We start from the raw sequence: 15,095 nt of genomic DNA on the forward strand, positions 1-15,095 counted from the left end.
CCGACGTCGCCTGCCGATATCGTGAACGGGTGACCAGGATCATCGCAGGCAGAGCACGGGGCGCGCGTCTCGAAGTGCCGAGCGCCGGTACCCGCCCCACCAGCGATCGCGTGCGCGAGTCGCTCTTCGGGGCTCTCGAATCGGCGGACGGCATCGAGGGAGCCCGCGTGCTCGACCTGTACGCGGGGTCGGGTGCCCTCGGACTCGAATCCCTCAGTCGGGGAGCGGCGAGCGTGGACCTGGTCGAGAAGGGACGGCAGGCCGCCGCAATCGTGCGCCGCAACGCGGCGACGGTGGCGAAGGCCGGCGGGATCGCGACCGGCCGCGTGCACGAGAGCGCCGTGCATCCGTTCCTCGTCCGCGCTTCGGGCACCTTCGATCTGGTGTTCTCGGATCCTCCCTATGACATCGCCGACGAGGCCATGAACGCGGATCTCGTCGCCCTGGCTCCGCTGCTGTCTCCCGACGCGCTCGTCGTGGTCGAGCGCGCGAAGCGCTCCTCTCCCCCGGACTTCGCCGCAGCCGGCCTGCGGCTGCTGCGCGACAAGGCGTACGGCGACACCACGCTGTGGTGGGCAGAACCTCAGCCCGCGGCGGAATCCCAGTCGCGATAGGGGTCCCACCCGGAGACGTCGACGGGCGCATCATCGCAGAGCAGCGGTTGCTCGCCCGGTGGACGTACCTCGCCGATCACCCGGAACCCGGCGGGCACGACGCCCGGTGGGAACGCCGCCAGCAGAGCGTGGTCCTCTCCGCCGGCCAGCGCGCGGACGGAGTCGTCGCCCAGGGCGGAGCCGTCGAGCGCGATCGTGACGCCGGATGCCGCCGCCATCCGCCGCGCGTCGAGAGCGAGCCCGTCGGAGACGTCCATCATGGCGTTCGCGCCGGCGACCGCCGCGAACGGTCCGAGCCCGATCGGCGGAGAGGGACGCAACTGAGCGGCCACGGCTTGACGCTCGCCCTCGGCGAGAAGCGCCGGGTCCACCGGTATCGGCGTCTCGCCGTCGCGGAAACGACCGAACAGCACGGCGAGGCCATGAGCAGCCAGACCGAGTTCGCCGGCCACCGCGACGGAATCGCCGGGGCGGGCTCCCGACCTCGTGACCGCAGCCCGTCCTTCGAGGTCGCCGAGGGCCGTCACCGCGACCGTCAGAACATCGGACACCGTCAGGTCGCCGCCCACGACCGCACAGCCGGGAGCCAGCGCCGCACACGCTTCGCGGAAGCCGTCGGCGAGGCTCTCGACGAAAGACAGCCGCAGATCCCGCGGCACCGCGAGCGCGACGAGCAGTGCGGTCGGGCGAGCCCCCATCGCGGCGACGTCGGCGAGATTCACCGCTGCGGCCTTCCACCCCAGGTCGAAGCCGCTCGACCATGCGAGACGGAAGTCGGGACCGTGCACGAGCGTGTCCGTGGTCGCGACGACGGTTCCGGAGGGCGTGGCGATCACCGCCGCGTCGTCGCCGGGGCCGATGATCGTGTGGGTCGCCTGAGCCGTACGACTCAGGATCGCCTTCAGGATCTCTCCCTCGGAGAGATCGCCCAGGCGCGGATCGTCGGTGTCGGGTCGGGAGGGCATGCTGTCAAAGGTAGCCTGGAAGCATGCCCCGTTCTCGTCGTCTCGCCGTCGTGGCGGGAGCCCTGATCCTCCTCGGCGCACTGGCCGGATGCTCGACGACGGTTCACGTCGACCCCGCGGATGACGCGAATAACGCCGCCTGCGCGGACGTCTCTGTGCTGCTGCCCGACGCGATCGGCGACCTCGATCGGGTGTGGACGGACGCGCAGGCCACCGGCGCCTGGGGCGACCCGACGGTCGTGCTCAGATGCGGCGTCGACGTGCCGGCGCCGTCGGACCTCGTCTGCCAGACGATCGGCGGCGTCGATTGGCTCGTCCTCGCGCAGGAGGACGAGCGTCAGCGCCTCGTCACCTACGGGCGCGACCCCGCGGTCGAGGTGATCATCAAGCGCGGGTCCGACATCGACTTCCGCTCGATCGTCGAGAAGCTGTCGACCAGCATCCAGTCAGGTCTCCAGCCGTCGACCGCAAAGTGCACCGAACGCGTCGAATGATGAATCCGCTGATCCCTACGGCGTACGACGTCGTCTGGAGCGTCGTGACCGCAGCAGTGCTCGCATTCACGATCGCGGCGATCATCTCCATGATGCGGACGCGCCACGTGGGCGGTCTGAGGTTCCTCGTCTGGTTCCTGCTCGTCCTCGCGGCGCCGGTGCTGGGGGCCGCTGCATGGTTCGCCTACGGGCGCAGAGCCGAAGCCACGCGCCCGTAGGCGGTGATCAACGGCGCAGGCCCGCCTCGATGAGCTCGGAGATCAGGTCGCCGTAAGAGAGGCCCGACGCGACCCAGCACTTCGGGAACATCGAGATCGGCGTGAACCCGGGCATCGTGTTGAGCTCGTTGACGACGAGCTCGCCGGATGCGGTCAGGAACATGTCGACCCGCGCGAGCCCGCGACCGTCGACCGCCTCGAAGGAACGGATGCCGACATTCTGGATCGCGTCGATCTCGGCGTCGGTGAGTTCCGCCGGGCACACCACGTCGACGCCATCACCGCCCAGGTACTTGCCCTCGAAGTCGTAGAAGCCGCGGGAGGTGAGCACGATCTCGCCGGGAAGAGAGGCACGCACGCCGTCGGCTCCTTCGAGGATCGCGACCTCGATCTCACGCCCTGCCACGCCGATCTCGATGAGCACTTTGTCGTCCTCGGCGAAGGCGAGGGCCAGAGCGGCATCGAGCTCGGACAGATCCGACACCTTCGAGACGCCGACGCTGGAGCCGGCGCGAGCCGGCTTCACGAACAGGGGCAGCGGACCGAGCGCCTCGGCGGCAGCGCGGACGCTCGCAGCATCCGCGTCCCACTGCCGGGCCCGAACCGTGACCCACGGGGCGACGGTGATGCCTGCCGCCTGCAGAGCGACCTTCATGAAGTGCTTGTCCATGCAGAGCGCGGAGTCGAGCACGCCGCCGCCCGCGTATGGAACCTCGAGAGTGTCGAAATAACCCTGGATCGTGCCGTCTTCGCCGTGAGTCCCGTGCAGGATCGGGAGAACGATGTCGATCTCGCCGAGTCCCTCGACCGTGCCGTCGGCGCGAACGACCCGCAGAGTCCGATCGCCGCCGGGCTCCGGCCAGAGGATTCGGCTGCCGTTGTCGACCACCTCGGGAAGGTGCGCCGCGTCCAGCGGGAACTTGGCCGGGTCGTCGTCCTCGAGGACGAATGCGCCCTCGCGCGTGATTCCCACGGGGATCACCGCATAGCGGTCGCGATCAATCGCGCCGAGAACCCCGCCCGCCGTGGCGGAACTGATCGAATGCTCGCTGGAACGCCCGCCGAAGAGGACCACCACCGTCTGCTTGTCCATAGTTGGTCCTCTCCCCCTGAGGGGTGTCGTCGTCCGTCGTCAGGTGGGGTGCGATGTCGCGCGGGTTCATCTTCCCGTCGAGCACCATCTTCACCTGTTCGACGATGGGCATGTCGACCTCGGACTCGCGAGCGAGCTGCAGAATCGGCGCGACGGACGCGAGTCCCTCGGCCGTCTGCTGCATCTGCTTCACGACGTCCTGGAAGCTGTACCCCTGGCCGAGCAGGCGCCCGGCCGTGTTGTTGCGGCTCAGCGGCGACTGGCAGGTGGCGATCAGGTCGCCGAGCCCTGCGAGCCCCTGCAGCGTCTCGGGATGCGCCCCGTTCGCCACCGCGAAGTCGGTCATCTCCACGAGTCCGCGGGTGATGATCGAGGCCTTCGTGTTCTCGCCGTAGCCGACGCCGTCGACGATGCCGATCGCGACCGCGATCAGGTTCTTCAGCACACCGCCGAACTCGGTGCCGATCACGTCTGTGTTCACGAAGGTGCGGAAGTAGCTGTTGCGCGCGGCGCGCGCGATGATCTCCGCAGTCTCGAGGCTGCGCGAGGAGATCACCGCAGCGGTCGGCTGCTCCCGTGCGATCTCGAGCGCGAGGTTCGGCCCCGATGCCACGGCTATGCGATCGGGATCGCACTGCAGCTCCTGCTCGATGACCTGGCTCATGCGCAGACCCGTGCCGCGCTCGACGCCCTTCATCAGGCTCACGATCTTGGCGTCGTTATCGGCGAGGAGCGGGCGCAGGGCCTTGAGGTTCTCGCGCAGGGACTGGCTGGGAACCGACAGGTAGACCTGGTCGACGCCGCGCAGGGCCGTCGACAGCTCGTGCGTCGCCGCCATCGTGCGCGGCAGGTTGATGCCGGGCAGGTAGCGCGAATTCCGCTTCGCCTCGTCGATCTCGTGCGCCAGTTCGGCGCGGCGGGCCCACATCGTCACCTGGGCGCCGCCGTCGGCGAGGATCTTGCCGAAGGTCGTGCCCCAGCTGCCCGCACCGATGACGGCGACTCGAGGGCCCGCGACCGGCTTCTTAGGAGTCAAGACGTCCCGTCTCCTTCTGACCGTGCGAGGCGGGGTTCCACCGCTCCGCAGGCGCCTTCTCGTCGCGGATGTCCTCGAGCAGAGCGGTGATCGCGTTCATCAGTCGCTTCGTCGCCTCGTTCAGTGCAGCCTGTTCGCCGGCCCGGCCCCGAAGGTCCGAGACGTCGACCGGGTCGCCGATGACGACGGTGATCGGCTTGCGCAGGGGCCAGAGGCTGAGGCCCTTCTGATACCTGCCCATGATCGCCTGCGTGCCCCACTGCGCCATCGGGATCAGCGGGATGCCGTCGGACAGCGCCAGACGAACAGCGCCGGACTTGCCACGCATCGGCCACAGATCCGGATCACGGGTCAGCGTGCCCTCGGGATAGACGATCACGCCGCGCCCGTGCTCGACGAGATCCGCAGACTGCTTCATCGTCTGCTTCGCCGCGGTCGCCGACGAGGATCGCGCGACCGGGATCATGCCCGTCTTGCGCAGCAGCCACCCGACGACCGGGATCTTGAACAGGCTCTCTTTGGCCATGAACCGCGGGGCGCGACCGATGCGCCAGACGGCGACGGCCACGATCAGCGGGTCGAGTTCGGAGTAGTGGTTCGGGGCCAGAACGAAGGCGCCGTCGCGCGGGAGCTTCTCGGCTCCCGTGATGCGGATCTTCGCGAGAAGACCCATGAGCGGCACGACGAGGGCGGCGAGCGGCCAGAACAGGCTCGGCCGCCGCTTCTCCGGAGACCTCGATGCAGCCATCCGTGTCACCGGATGACGTCGAAGTCAGCGCCCAGGGCGTCGAGCTTGGCGAGGAACTTCTCGTAGCCGCGGCTAAGGATGTCGACACCCGACACCTTCGACTCGCCGGTCGCGGTGAGCGCGGCGATCACGTGGCTGTATCCGCCGCGCAGGTCGGGCACGACGATGTCGGCCGCGTGCAGAGGAGTGGGGCCGGTGATGACCGCCGCCTGCTCGAGCTCGCGCCGCGGGACGCGACGCGGGCCGTCCTGAAGACCGTGCGGGTGCACGACGATGTCGGCGCCCATCTTCACGAGAGCGTCAGTGAAGCCCATCCGGTTCTCGTACACCGTCTCGTGCACGACCGAGCGGCCGTGGGCCTGCGTGAGCGCGACGACCAGCGGCTGCTGCCAGTCGGTCATGAAGCCGGGGTGCACGTCGGTCTCGACGACGACGGGCTTGATCTCGCCGTCGCGACGGAACAGGATGCCGTCCTCCTGGATGTCGAACCAGCCGCCCGCCTTGCGGAAGACGTTGAGGAAGGTCAGCATCTCCTGCTGCTTGGCGCCGCCGACGAAGATCTCGCCGTCGGTCGCGAGGGCGGCAGAGGCCCACGAGGCGGCCTCGTTGCGGTCGAAGATCGACCGGTGGTCGTAGCCGCGGAGCTTCTCGACGCCCTCGATGAGGATGACGCGGTTCGGCTCGTACGAGATGATCGCGCCCATCTTCTGCAGCACGGCGATGAGGTCCATGATCTCGGGCTCGATGGCCGCGTTGCGCAGCTCCGTCGTGCCTTCGGCGCGTACGGCGGTGAGCAGCACCTGCTCGGTGGCTCCCACGCTCGGGTAGGGCAGGTGGATGTTGGCGCCGTGCAGACGCTGCGGGGCGGACAGACGGATGCCGCTCGGCAGCTTTTCGACGACCGCGCCGAACTTGCGCAGGGCGTCGAGGTGGAAGTCGATCGGACGGTCGCCGATGCGGCATCCGCCAAGGTCGGGGATGAACGCCTGACCGAGACGGTGCAGGAGCGGGCCGCAGAACAGGATCGGGATGCGGGACGCACCGGCGTGGGCGTCGATCTCCTCGAAGTGCGCCGACTCGACACCGCTGGGGTCGAAGACCAAGGAGCCTGGTTCGTCACCGGATGTGACCTGGACGCCGTGCACTTCGAGCAGCGAGCGCACCACGGCCACGTCGCTGAGGGACGGCACATCCCGGAGGGTGCTGGGGCCTTCGCCGAGGAGCGTCGCGACCATGGCCTTGGTGGCCAGGTTCTTCGCGCCCTTCACGTCGACGCGACCGCGCAGCGGGCGTCCTCCGCGGATGGCGAGGACGTCTCCGGTGAGAGCGGGGACTCCGTCCGGTACAGCATCGCGCACGGGTGTCGTCATTCGGAGCCTCACTTCATTCCACGGGATACGGGGGCGGGTTTGCCCCTGGCTCGCCCTCCCCCTTCCGTGTCACTGAACGGGGAGGGTTCGAGGCCGCCACGACTCGCGTCGAGCCTCGAACTGCGCGATCTTGTCTTCGTTGCGCAGCGTGAGCCCGATGTCATCGAGCCCTTCGAGGAGCCGCCATCTAGTGTAATCGTCGATCCCGATGTCGGCCTGGACCCCGCCGATGGAGGCGGTGCGCTCTTCGAGGTTCACGGTGATCTGAACCCCGGGATTCCGGTCGATCTCGGCCCAGATCCGTTCCAGGTCATTCTCAGAGATCGTCGCGGCAAGCAGGCCCTGCTTGCCCGAGTTCCCCCGGAAGATGTCTGCGAAGCGCGGGCTCAGCACGACCTTGAAGCCGAAGTCGCGAAGCGCCCAGACCGCGTGCTCGCGGCTAGATCCGGTGCCGAAATCGGAGCCGGCGACGAGCACGGAAGCCCCCTGGAACGGCGCCTGGTTGAGCACGAACTCCGGATCCTGCCGCCAGGCGTGGAACAGCGCGTCGTCGAAGCCGGTCTTTGTGACGCGCTTCAGGAAGACCGCGGGGATGATCTGGTCGGTGTCGACGTTCGAGCGCTTCAGCGGGGCGGCGATGCCGGTGTGGGTGATGAACTTCTCCATGATCAGGCCTCCACCGTCTCGTTCAGGTCGCTCGGGCTGGACAGGGTTCCGCGGATGGCGGTCGCCGCGGCGACCAGAGGCGAGACCAGGTGCGTGCGGCCGCCCTTGCCCTGGCGACCCTCGAAGTTCCGATTCGAGGTGGACGCGCAGCGCTCCCCCGGCGCGAGCTGATCGGGGTTCATGCCGAGGCACATCGAGCATCCGGCGAAGCGCCATTCCGCGCCGAACTCGGTGATGATCTTGTCGAGGCCTTCAGCCTCAGCCTCCAGTCGCACTCGCGCGGAGCCGGGAACGACCATGACGCGGACGCCGTCGGCCTTCTTCTTGCCCTCGATGATCGATGCGAAGGCACGGAGGTCCTCGATGCGACTGTTCGTGCACGACCCCATGAACACGGCGTCGACCGGGACCTCCTTGAGAGGGGTGCCCGGAGTCAGGTCCATGTACTCGAGGGCCCGCTCAGCAGCCGCGCGCTCGTTCGGGTCGGTGATCTCCGCCGGGTTCGGGACGGATGACGACAGGGAGCTGCCCTGACCGGGATTGGTGCCCCAGGTGACGAACGGTTCGAGCGTGTCGGCGTCGATGAACACTTCTGCGTCGAACGTCGCGCCCTCGTCGGTGGGAAGCGTGCGCCAGTACGCGACCGCGTCGTCCCAGTCCTGCCCCTGCGGCGCGTGCGGCTTGTCCTTGACGTACGCGAAGGTCGTCTCGTCCGGCGCGACCATGCCGGCGCGCGCACCGGCCTCGATCGACATGTTGCAGATCGTCATCCGGCCTTCCATCGACAGCGCGCGGATCGCGCTGCCGCGGTACTCCAGGACGTAGCCCTGGCCGCCGCCCGTGCCGATCTTCGCGATCACGGCAAGGATGACGTCCTTCGCCGTGACCCCGGGCCGCAGCGTGCCCTCGACGTTGATCGCCATGGTCTTGAACGGCTTGAGGGGCAGGGTCTGCGTGGCCATGACGTGCTCGACCTCGCTGGTGCCGATGCCGAAGGCCATAGCGCCGAAGGCGCCGTGCGTCGAGGTGTGCGAGTCACCGCAGACGACCGTGATGCCCGGCATCGTCAGTCCCAGCTGCGGACCCACGACGTGCACGATGCCCTGCTCGGCGTCGCCGAGCGAGTGCAGTCGCACGCCGAACTCTTGCGCGTTGCGGCGCAGCGTCTCGATCTGAGTGCGGCTGGTGAGGTCGGCGATCGGCTTATCGATCTCCCACGTCGGCGTGTTGTGGTCCTCGGTGGCGATCGTCAGGTCGAGCCGACGGAGCGGACGCCCCTCGGCGCGCAGACCGTCGAAGGCCTGCGGACTGGTCACCTCGTGCACGAGGTGCAAATCGATGTAGATGAGGTCCGGCTCGCCGTTCTCGCCCTTGACGACGAGGTGATCGTCCCAGACCTTCTCGGCAAGGGTCCGCGGACGTGCGGGAGCGGATGCTGCAGCGGGGGTGTTCATCGAATGTCTCCTGAAGCTGGCGGTTCGGCCCACAGTGGACTCCGCGACGAGGAGGGGCTCAGAACGAGGTCTCGTCGCGGCCGCTAAGAAGGAGCACGATCCGCATGACGTCAGGTTACCACCCGTTCAGCGTGCCCCCGCACGTCGTGACACGCTGTGGAAACCCGCACCATCGAGAGGTATCAGCCATGACCGTCGACGTCCCCAGCTTCGCCACCCGCGCCCTGCATGCGGGTCGCAGCCGACAGGCGGCATCGTCGCGGGCGACCCCGATCTACCTCACGGCCGGCTTCGAGTTCGACGACTTCGACCACGCCGCCACGCACTTCGGAACCGGCGAGGGCTTCGGGTACACGCGCACGGGGAACCCCACGGTGCAGGCCGTGGAGCGGCAGCTCGCGGCCCTCGAATCCGGAACGGATGCCGTGCTCGTCGCGAGCGGACAGGCCGCTGTCGCGGTCGCCCTCCTGACCGTTGCAGGGGCCGGCGATCACATCGTCGCCTCGACGCACATCTACGAGGGCACACGCGGGCTGCTCGTCGACAACCTCGCACGCCTCGGCATCGAATCGACGTTCGTCGATGAGATCGGCGATCCGAACGCCTGGCGGGCGGCGATCCGACCGAACACGCGAGCACTGTTCGCCGAGTCGATCGCGAACGCCCGCAACGACATCCTCGACATCACCGCCGTGGGCGCCATCGGCGATGAGTTCGCGATCCCGCTCATCGTCGACAACACCCTGGCCACGCCCTATCTCCTGCGCCCTCTCGAGCACGGAGCGTCGATCGTCGTGCACTCCGCGTCGAAGTTCCTCGCAGGTCACGGCTCTGTGCTCGGGGGCGTCGTGGTCGACAACGGTCGCTTCGATGCCGAGCACGCAGGCCACAACGCACCCCATCTCGTCCTGCCCGGCCGCGGAGGCCTCGCCAGCGTCGCCGCGCGCCACGGCGGAAACGCCCGCATCGGCTACGCCCGCGAGGCCGTGGCTCCGCGCTTCGGCACGACCCCGTCTCCGCTGAACGCCTTTCTGATCGGTCAAGGCGCCGAGACCCTCGGCCTGCGGGTCGAACGGCAGTCGAGGAACGCGCTGGAGATCGCGCGGTGGCTCGAGGCCCAGGATGCAGTGGAGAGCGTCGACTACGTCGGCCTCGACAGCCATCCCGATCATGAGCTCGCCCAGCGCTACCTCCGTGGAGGCTACGGCTCCATCTTCACCTTCACGCTGCGCGGCGGGCTGGAGGCGGCACGCGACGTCATCGAGAGCGTCGACGTCTTCACGCACATGACGCATATCGGCGACGTCCGCTCCCTCGTGCTGCATCCGGCCACCACGAGCCACGCGTATCGCACCGAAGAAGAGCGTGCGGTACTCGGCATCCGCCCTGGCACTCTCCGGGTCTCGATCGGCATCGAGGACGTCGCCGATCTCATCGGCGATCTCTCGCGCGTGCTCGCGGCGATCGAGGAACCGGTGATCGCGTGACCAGGCAGCAGCACTTCGGGTGGTTCCTGGCCCGCGGCTTCGGCCCGCAGGGCTGGGGCTACCCCTCGCTCGACTGGGACTACGACTGGACGAGGCCCGAGATCTATCAGGAGGCCGCTCGCACACTCGAGCAGGCAGGCTTCGATCTGGTCATCATCGAGGATGCTCCTTCCCTGGGCTCGGCGGAGACGATCGATCTGCGCGTGCGGCACGCGTTCGGTGGCCCCAAGCACGACCCCCTGCTGCTCGCGCCGTATCTGTTCCAGGTGACACGGCATCTCGGCGTCGTGCCGACGGTGAACCCGGCCGCGTACCTCCCGTACACGGCGGCGCGACAGTTCGCGACGCTGCAGCATCTCAGTTCGCACCGGCTCGGCCTCAACGTCGTCACCGACACCGGCAGCGCGCGGCATTTCTCGTCCGATCCTCAGCTCGGCCATGACGAAGCGTACGACCGGGCCGAAGAATGGCTCGACGGCGTCCGCTCGCTGTGGCGCAGCTGGGGCGACGGCGCCCTCCTGGCGGACCGCGCGACCGATGTCTACGCCGACGGCTCGAAGCTGCATCCGGTCCGTCACCGCGGCGAATACTTCGCCTTCGACGGTCCCCTCAACGCGATTCCGTTCCCGAACGGCGAACCGGCGATCGTCTCCCCCGGCGGTTCGGGACGCGGCCTCGGCTTCGCCGGCGCGAACTCCGACGTGCAGCTCGCCCTGGCGCCCCTGCACGAAGCCTCGGTGCGCGCATACCGCGCCAGGATCCACGACGCCGCGATCGCGGCCGGCCGCTCTGCCGACGACATCAAGATCCTGTTCGCCATCCAGCCCGTGATCACGTCTTCTCCCGAGGAGGCCGACCGGATCGTCGCGGCGTCCGCACATCCGGACGCCGCCGCTCTCGTACAGATCGCCCGCAAGCAGTCCAGCGATCTCGAGACCGATCTCACTGCGCTCGATCTAGACAAGCCGCTCGACCTGTCGATCTTCGGCGCACACGTGTCTCGCGGCAGCATCCAGCGTCTGATCGGCGACCGCGGAGAAGATGCTCCGTTGCGCGCGCATCTCACCGCGCTGGCGCGAGCCGGGCGCATCGCCGACCGCTCGGGCTTCGTCGGCACTGCCGAGGAATTCGCTGATCTGATCGAGGAGCTCGGCGACTGGGGCAACGACGGCGTGCTGCTGTGGGGCGATTTCCACCCCGTGACACTGCATCGCACGCTCGACGAACTCGTACCCGTCTTGCGGCGCCGCGGCATTCTGCGCCGCGAATACGTCGACGGCGGCCTGCAGGCGAACCTGCGCGCCTTCTGACGCGCAGGTCCGCCCGGTGCCTACTCGCTGATCGCGGCTTTCTCCGCACGCTTCTCGCGAGACGAGGCGATCAGGCTGGCGACGGTCGCGCCGACCATCGATACGAGGATCACGGTCAGCGACAGCCAGATGGGGATGTCGGGTGCCCATTCGATGTGCTCGCCGCCGTTGATGAACGGAAGCTCGTTGACGTGCATCGCGTGAAGAACCAGCTTGATGCCGATGAAACCGAGGATGACGGCGATGCCGTAGTGCAGGTAGCGCAGACGGTCGAGCAGGTCGCCTAGCAGGAAGTACAGCTGGCGCAGTCCCATCAGAGCGAAGATGTTCGCCGTGAAGACCAGGAAGCTGTTGTGGGTGATGCTGAAGATCGCCGGGATCGAGTCGATCGCGAACATCAGGTCGGTGACGCCGATGGCCACGAAGACGATGAGCATGGGCGTCCAGACCCGCTTGCCGTCGATCACGGTGCGCAGCTTGTTGCCGTCGTACTCGTCGCTGATGTCGACGCGACGACGGAGCAGGCGCACGATGAAGTTCTCGCGCTTGACCTCTTCGTCGTGGTCGCCGTCGGGCATCGCCTGCCTGATCGCGGTCCAGATCAGGAATGCGCCGAAGATGTAGAACACCGGCGAGAAGTTCTCGATGATGGCGACGCCGAGCAGGATGAAGATGCCGCGGAGCACGAGCGCGATGATGATGCCCACCATCAGCACCATCTGCTGCAGGCGCCTCGGCACCGCGAACTGAGCCATGATCAGCACGAACACGAACAGATTGTCGATCGAGAGGCTGTACTCCAGAGCCCAGCCGGTGAGGAACTCGCCGGCATACTGGCCGCCCGCGAACATGTACAGCAGACCCGCGAAGATCAGCGCGAGGGCGACGTAGAAGACGACCCAGAGTGTGGATTCCCTGGTCGACGGGATGTGCGGGCGGAACTTGGCGAGCAGAAGGTCGCCGATGAGGATGAGCACGAGGACGACGAGAGCGCCGATCTCGAACCAGACAGGGATGTTCACGGGTGCGTGGCACCTTTCGGGAGGGACGGAAATGAACCGAAAGTCTCTCCCCCGCACAAGTGTGCGTCGCGCGCCCGGAGCAGCTCAGTCGATGCTCGTGATGACGTTACGCGCGGATCCGGGATACTCCCTCTCGCGTCACCAATGCTACCGGAGCAGGACCGGCATGGTGAAATGGTCGCGTGACACCGACTTCGCATCCTGACAACGCCGCACACGGCATCGCCCCGCTCGAAGCCCCGCCCCAGAACTCCTGGGCGCGCTCGATCGCCTCGCTGATCTTCGTCAGCCGCTGGCTGCAGGCCCCGCTGTACATCGGACTGATCGTCGCGCAGCTCGTCTACGTCGTGGTCTTCATGGTGGAGTTGTGGCACCTGATCGCCGAGGACGTGTTCGGAGACATCACCCACATCCAAGAGGCGACCATCATGCTCTCGGTGCTCGGCCTCATCGACGTGGTGATGATCGCGAACCTCCTGATCATGGTCATCATCGGCGGCTACGAGACCTTCGTCTCGCGCATCAACACCGACGGCCATCCGGATCAGCCCGAGTGGCTGTCGCACGTGAACGCCAACGTCCTCAAGGTCAAGCTAGCGATGGCGATCATCGGCATCTCCTCGATCCACCTGCTCAAGACGTTCATCGCGGTCGGCAACATGGATGCGAACGGCATTCCCGAGAGCGAGACGCAGGGCCTTGGCAGCTACACCCCCACCGGCGTGTTCTGGCAGGTCATGATCCACATGGTCTTCATCGTCTCTGCTCTCGCGCTCGCGTGGATCGACAAGATGTCGCAGAGCACGGCGAAGGCCGCTCACGCCGCGGCGCACTGATTCTGAGACGATCAGTCGTCCGTCGACACTTTCCGGGTGAGAGACACCGAACGGAAGAACGATGCCCGCACAGACGAGTGATCAGAAATGGGCGGCCAAGGCCGCGGCAGGCGACGAGAGCGCCTTCCGCGAGCTGTACCGCGCATACGTCCGGCCGGTCTACTGGATCGCCCACGGCATCCTGGGGTCCGCCCCCGACGCCGAGGATGTGACGCAGGAGACCTTCGTCGCCGCATGGCGCAAGCTGCGCGGCTTCGAACTGCAGGGTGAGTCGATCCTGCCGTGGCTGGCGACGATCTGCCGCTTCCAGGCGGCCAATCGGCTTCGCCAGCGCAGGCGCGATCAGGCGAACACAGCGGATGCCGCCGACGAGACCATCCCGTCGACGATCAGCGTCGAGGACCAGGTCATCACGACAGACCTCGCCGAGCGTATCGCCGCCGAAGTGGGCACCATGACCGCACTCGATCGCGAGATCTTCCGACTGTGCGCCGCCGAGGGCTACGCGTATCAGGCGGCCGCAGAGGAACTCGGCATCAGCCACGCCGTCGTTCGGAACCGTCTCTCTCGAGTGCGCACGCGCTTGCGCGGTGCCGTCAAGGAAGCGAGCGAGGCATGACCGACAAGACCCCCACCCCAGAACTCCCCGATCTGTCGGACGCCGCGATCGCCCGCATCGAATCGGCCGTGTTCGACGAGATCGACAGCGAACGGCCCCCGGCCAGAGTCGCCGAACGCGCCCGCGCGCGGCGACGCGGCTGGCTGACGGGCGCCGGCATCGCTGCGGCGTTCGTCGTCGGAGTGCTGGTGACTCCGCCGATCCTCTCGTCTGTGGGCGGATCGGGCTCGTACACGGCCGTGGGCGGCGCTCCCTCGGGAGTGGACGGCTCCGCGCCGGAGATGAGCGACCGAGGTGCCGCGGAGAGCTCGGAGATCGCACCGGGGGCGGCGTCCGACAGTGCTCTCCAGAGCGCGGATGCTGGAACGGATCGCGAGATCATCTCGACGGCGAACGCGACCGTCGAGGTCGACGACGTCGCGGATGCGGTGGCCGAGATCACCGCACTCGCCGAGGCCCATGGCGGCTTCGCGGAGAGCACCGATATCGGAAAGAGCGCGTCGGTGTACGACACCGGCGATCGCGTCGCCACAGACAGCGGCTACGGCTGGATCAGCGTCCGCGTTCCGGCATCCGATCTTCCCGCGGTGATCGACGGGCTCACCGAGACCGGCGACGTCATCTCCTCCTCCATCGCCCGGCAGGACGTGACTTCGACGTCGATCGACCTGAAGGCGCGCGTCGACGCCCTCACCGCCTCGGTCCAGCGACTGACCGAGCTGATGGCACAATCGGGCTCGGTGTCGGAGCTGATCGAGGCGGAAGTCGCTCTGACCGATCGCCAGGCCGAGCTGCAGTCGTACCAGCAGCAGCTCAGCGCGCTCGAAGATCAGGTCTCCATGTCGACTTTGCAGGTGCAGCTGTCGAGCGCGGACGCGCCGAGCGCCGATCCCGCGGGGTTCGGCGACGGGCTCGCTGCCGGATGGCAGGGCCTGATCGTCTCGTTGAACGCCCTCGTGATCGCCCTCGGCTTCATCATCCCGTGGGCAGCCGTGGTCGCCGTCATCGTCCTCGTGATCTGGCTGATCCGGCGCTCCCGTCGCATCCGACGCGCAGCGAAGGCGTCGCAAGAGATCTGATCGCACCGAAAGAGCCCGTCCCGATGCACTCGGGGCGGGCTCTTTCGTTGATTTTCCGGGGTATACAAGAACTCTTGTCCAATA

The 15,095-nt window shown here is 67.7% G+C and carries 16 protein-coding genes; 8 read left to right on the forward strand and 8 right to left on the reverse strand.

Annotation, left to right across the window (positions count from 1 at the left end; all coding sequences use genetic code 11):
• Positions 1–29 precede the first annotated feature (29 nt).
• Positions 30–614 carry a 16S rRNA (guanine(966)-N(2))-methyltransferase RsmD gene (gene rsmD, locus ACI3KT_RS04375; RefSeq protein ID WP_404902756.1) on the forward strand — a complete coding sequence of 195 codons (585 nt, stop codon included), beginning with the start codon at positions 30–32 and terminating at the stop codon, positions 612–614.
• Here the strand turns inward: rsmD and thiL are convergent.
• Complete coding sequence (gene thiL, locus ACI3KT_RS04380; protein WP_404902758.1) at positions 584–1,579, reverse strand: thiamine-phosphate kinase; 996 nt, start codon at positions 1,577–1,579, stop codon at positions 584–586. The genes rsmD and thiL overlap by 31 nt on opposite strands.
• A 23-nt stretch (positions 1,580–1,602) precedes the next feature.
• Between thiL and ACI3KT_RS04385 the strand changes: the two genes are divergently transcribed.
• On the forward strand, positions 1,603–2,073 hold the full coding sequence (locus ACI3KT_RS04385; protein WP_292910099.1) for a DUF3515 family protein: 471 nt from the start codon (positions 1,603–1,605) through the stop codon (positions 2,071–2,073).
• Positions 2,070–2,291, forward strand: a complete 222-nt coding sequence (locus tag ACI3KT_RS04390; RefSeq protein ID WP_292910100.1) for a PLDc N-terminal domain-containing protein — start codon at positions 2,070–2,072, stop codon at positions 2,289–2,291. The genes ACI3KT_RS04385 and ACI3KT_RS04390 overlap by 4 nt, the downstream gene beginning before the upstream one ends.
• Before the next feature lie 7 nt (positions 2,292–2,298).
• Here ACI3KT_RS04390 and ACI3KT_RS04395 read toward each other — a convergent pair whose 3' ends face one another.
• The 6 genes from ACI3KT_RS04395 to leuC all read right to left on the reverse strand — a co-directional run bounded on the left by ACI3KT_RS04395 (position 2,299) and on the right by leuC (position 8,658).
• Positions 2,299–3,384, reverse strand: coding sequence for a D-alanine--D-alanine ligase family protein (locus tag ACI3KT_RS04395; RefSeq protein ID WP_404902759.1), 1,086 nt, complete (start codon positions 3,382–3,384; stop codon positions 2,299–2,301).
• Positions 3,290–4,420 (reverse strand): NAD(P)H-dependent glycerol-3-phosphate dehydrogenase, encoded by a 1,131-nt coding sequence (locus tag ACI3KT_RS04400; RefSeq protein WP_292910102.1) that lies wholly within the window; start codon positions 4,418–4,420, stop codon positions 3,290–3,292. The genes ACI3KT_RS04395 and ACI3KT_RS04400 overlap by 95 nt, the downstream gene beginning before the upstream one ends.
• Positions 4,410–5,168, reverse strand: a complete 759-nt coding sequence (locus tag ACI3KT_RS04405; RefSeq protein WP_404902761.1) for a lysophospholipid acyltransferase family protein — start codon at positions 5,166–5,168, stop codon at positions 4,410–4,412. The genes ACI3KT_RS04400 and ACI3KT_RS04405 overlap by 11 nt, the downstream gene beginning before the upstream one ends.
• Before the next feature lie 5 nt (positions 5,169–5,173).
• Entirely contained in the window at positions 5,174–6,538 is a 1,365-nt protein-coding gene (gene murA, locus ACI3KT_RS04410) for a UDP-N-acetylglucosamine 1-carboxyvinyltransferase (protein ID WP_292910105.1), read from the reverse strand.
• Positions 6,539–6,607: 69 nt separating this feature from the next.
• The gene (gene leuD / locus ACI3KT_RS04415; protein WP_307296501.1) at positions 6,608–7,204 is read right to left on the reverse strand and encodes a 3-isopropylmalate dehydratase small subunit; all 597 of its coding nucleotides are present in this window, start codon (positions 7,202–7,204) and stop codon (positions 6,608–6,610) included.
• A 2-nt stretch (positions 7,205–7,206) separates the two neighbouring features.
• Positions 7,207–8,658, reverse strand: a complete 1,452-nt coding sequence (gene leuC / locus ACI3KT_RS04420; RefSeq protein ID WP_307296499.1) for a 3-isopropylmalate dehydratase large subunit — start codon at positions 8,656–8,658, stop codon at positions 7,207–7,209.
• Between the two features lie 188 nt (positions 8,659–8,846).
• On the opposite strand from leuC, the gene ACI3KT_RS04425 reads away from it, so the two are divergent.
• Entirely contained in the window at positions 8,847–10,145 is a 1,299-nt protein-coding gene (locus ACI3KT_RS04425; protein ID WP_404902763.1) for an O-acetylhomoserine aminocarboxypropyltransferase/cysteine synthase family protein, read from the forward strand.
• Complete coding sequence (locus ACI3KT_RS04430; RefSeq protein ID WP_404902765.1) at positions 10,142–11,455, forward strand: LLM class flavin-dependent oxidoreductase; 1,314 nt, start codon at positions 10,142–10,144, stop codon at positions 11,453–11,455. Before ACI3KT_RS04425 ends, ACI3KT_RS04430 begins: the two co-directional genes overlap by 4 nt.
• A 20-nt stretch (positions 11,456–11,475) precedes the next feature.
• Here ACI3KT_RS04430 and ACI3KT_RS04435 read toward each other — a convergent pair whose 3' ends face one another.
• Positions 11,476–12,477: a TerC family protein gene (locus ACI3KT_RS04435; protein WP_292910115.1), complete on the reverse strand. Its 1,002-nt coding sequence runs from the start codon at positions 12,475–12,477 to the stop codon at positions 11,476–11,478.
• 182 nt (positions 12,478–12,659) lie between these two features.
• Between ACI3KT_RS04435 and ACI3KT_RS04440 the strand changes: the two genes are divergently transcribed.
• The 3 genes from ACI3KT_RS04440 to ACI3KT_RS04450 all read left to right on the forward strand — a co-directional run bounded on the left by ACI3KT_RS04440 (position 12,660) and on the right by ACI3KT_RS04450 (position 15,011).
• Entirely contained in the window at positions 12,660–13,313 is a 654-nt protein-coding gene (locus ACI3KT_RS04440) for a TIGR00645 family protein (RefSeq protein WP_292910117.1), read from the forward strand.
• Between the two features lie 61 nt (positions 13,314–13,374).
• Positions 13,375–13,932 (forward strand): RNA polymerase sigma factor, encoded by a 558-nt coding sequence (locus ACI3KT_RS04445; protein WP_292910119.1) that lies wholly within the window; start codon positions 13,375–13,377, stop codon positions 13,930–13,932.
• Positions 13,929–15,011, forward strand: coding sequence for a DUF4349 domain-containing protein (locus ACI3KT_RS04450; RefSeq protein ID WP_292910121.1), 1,083 nt, complete (start codon positions 13,929–13,931; stop codon positions 15,009–15,011). The genes ACI3KT_RS04445 and ACI3KT_RS04450 overlap by 4 nt, the downstream gene beginning before the upstream one ends.
• Positions 15,012–15,095: the final 84 nt, after the last annotated feature.

The organism is Microbacterium sp. ZW T6_19, from assembly GCF_044987465.1.
GTDB classification, from domain to species: domain Bacteria; phylum Actinomycetota; class Actinomycetes; order Actinomycetales; family Microbacteriaceae; genus Microbacterium; species Microbacterium natoriense_A.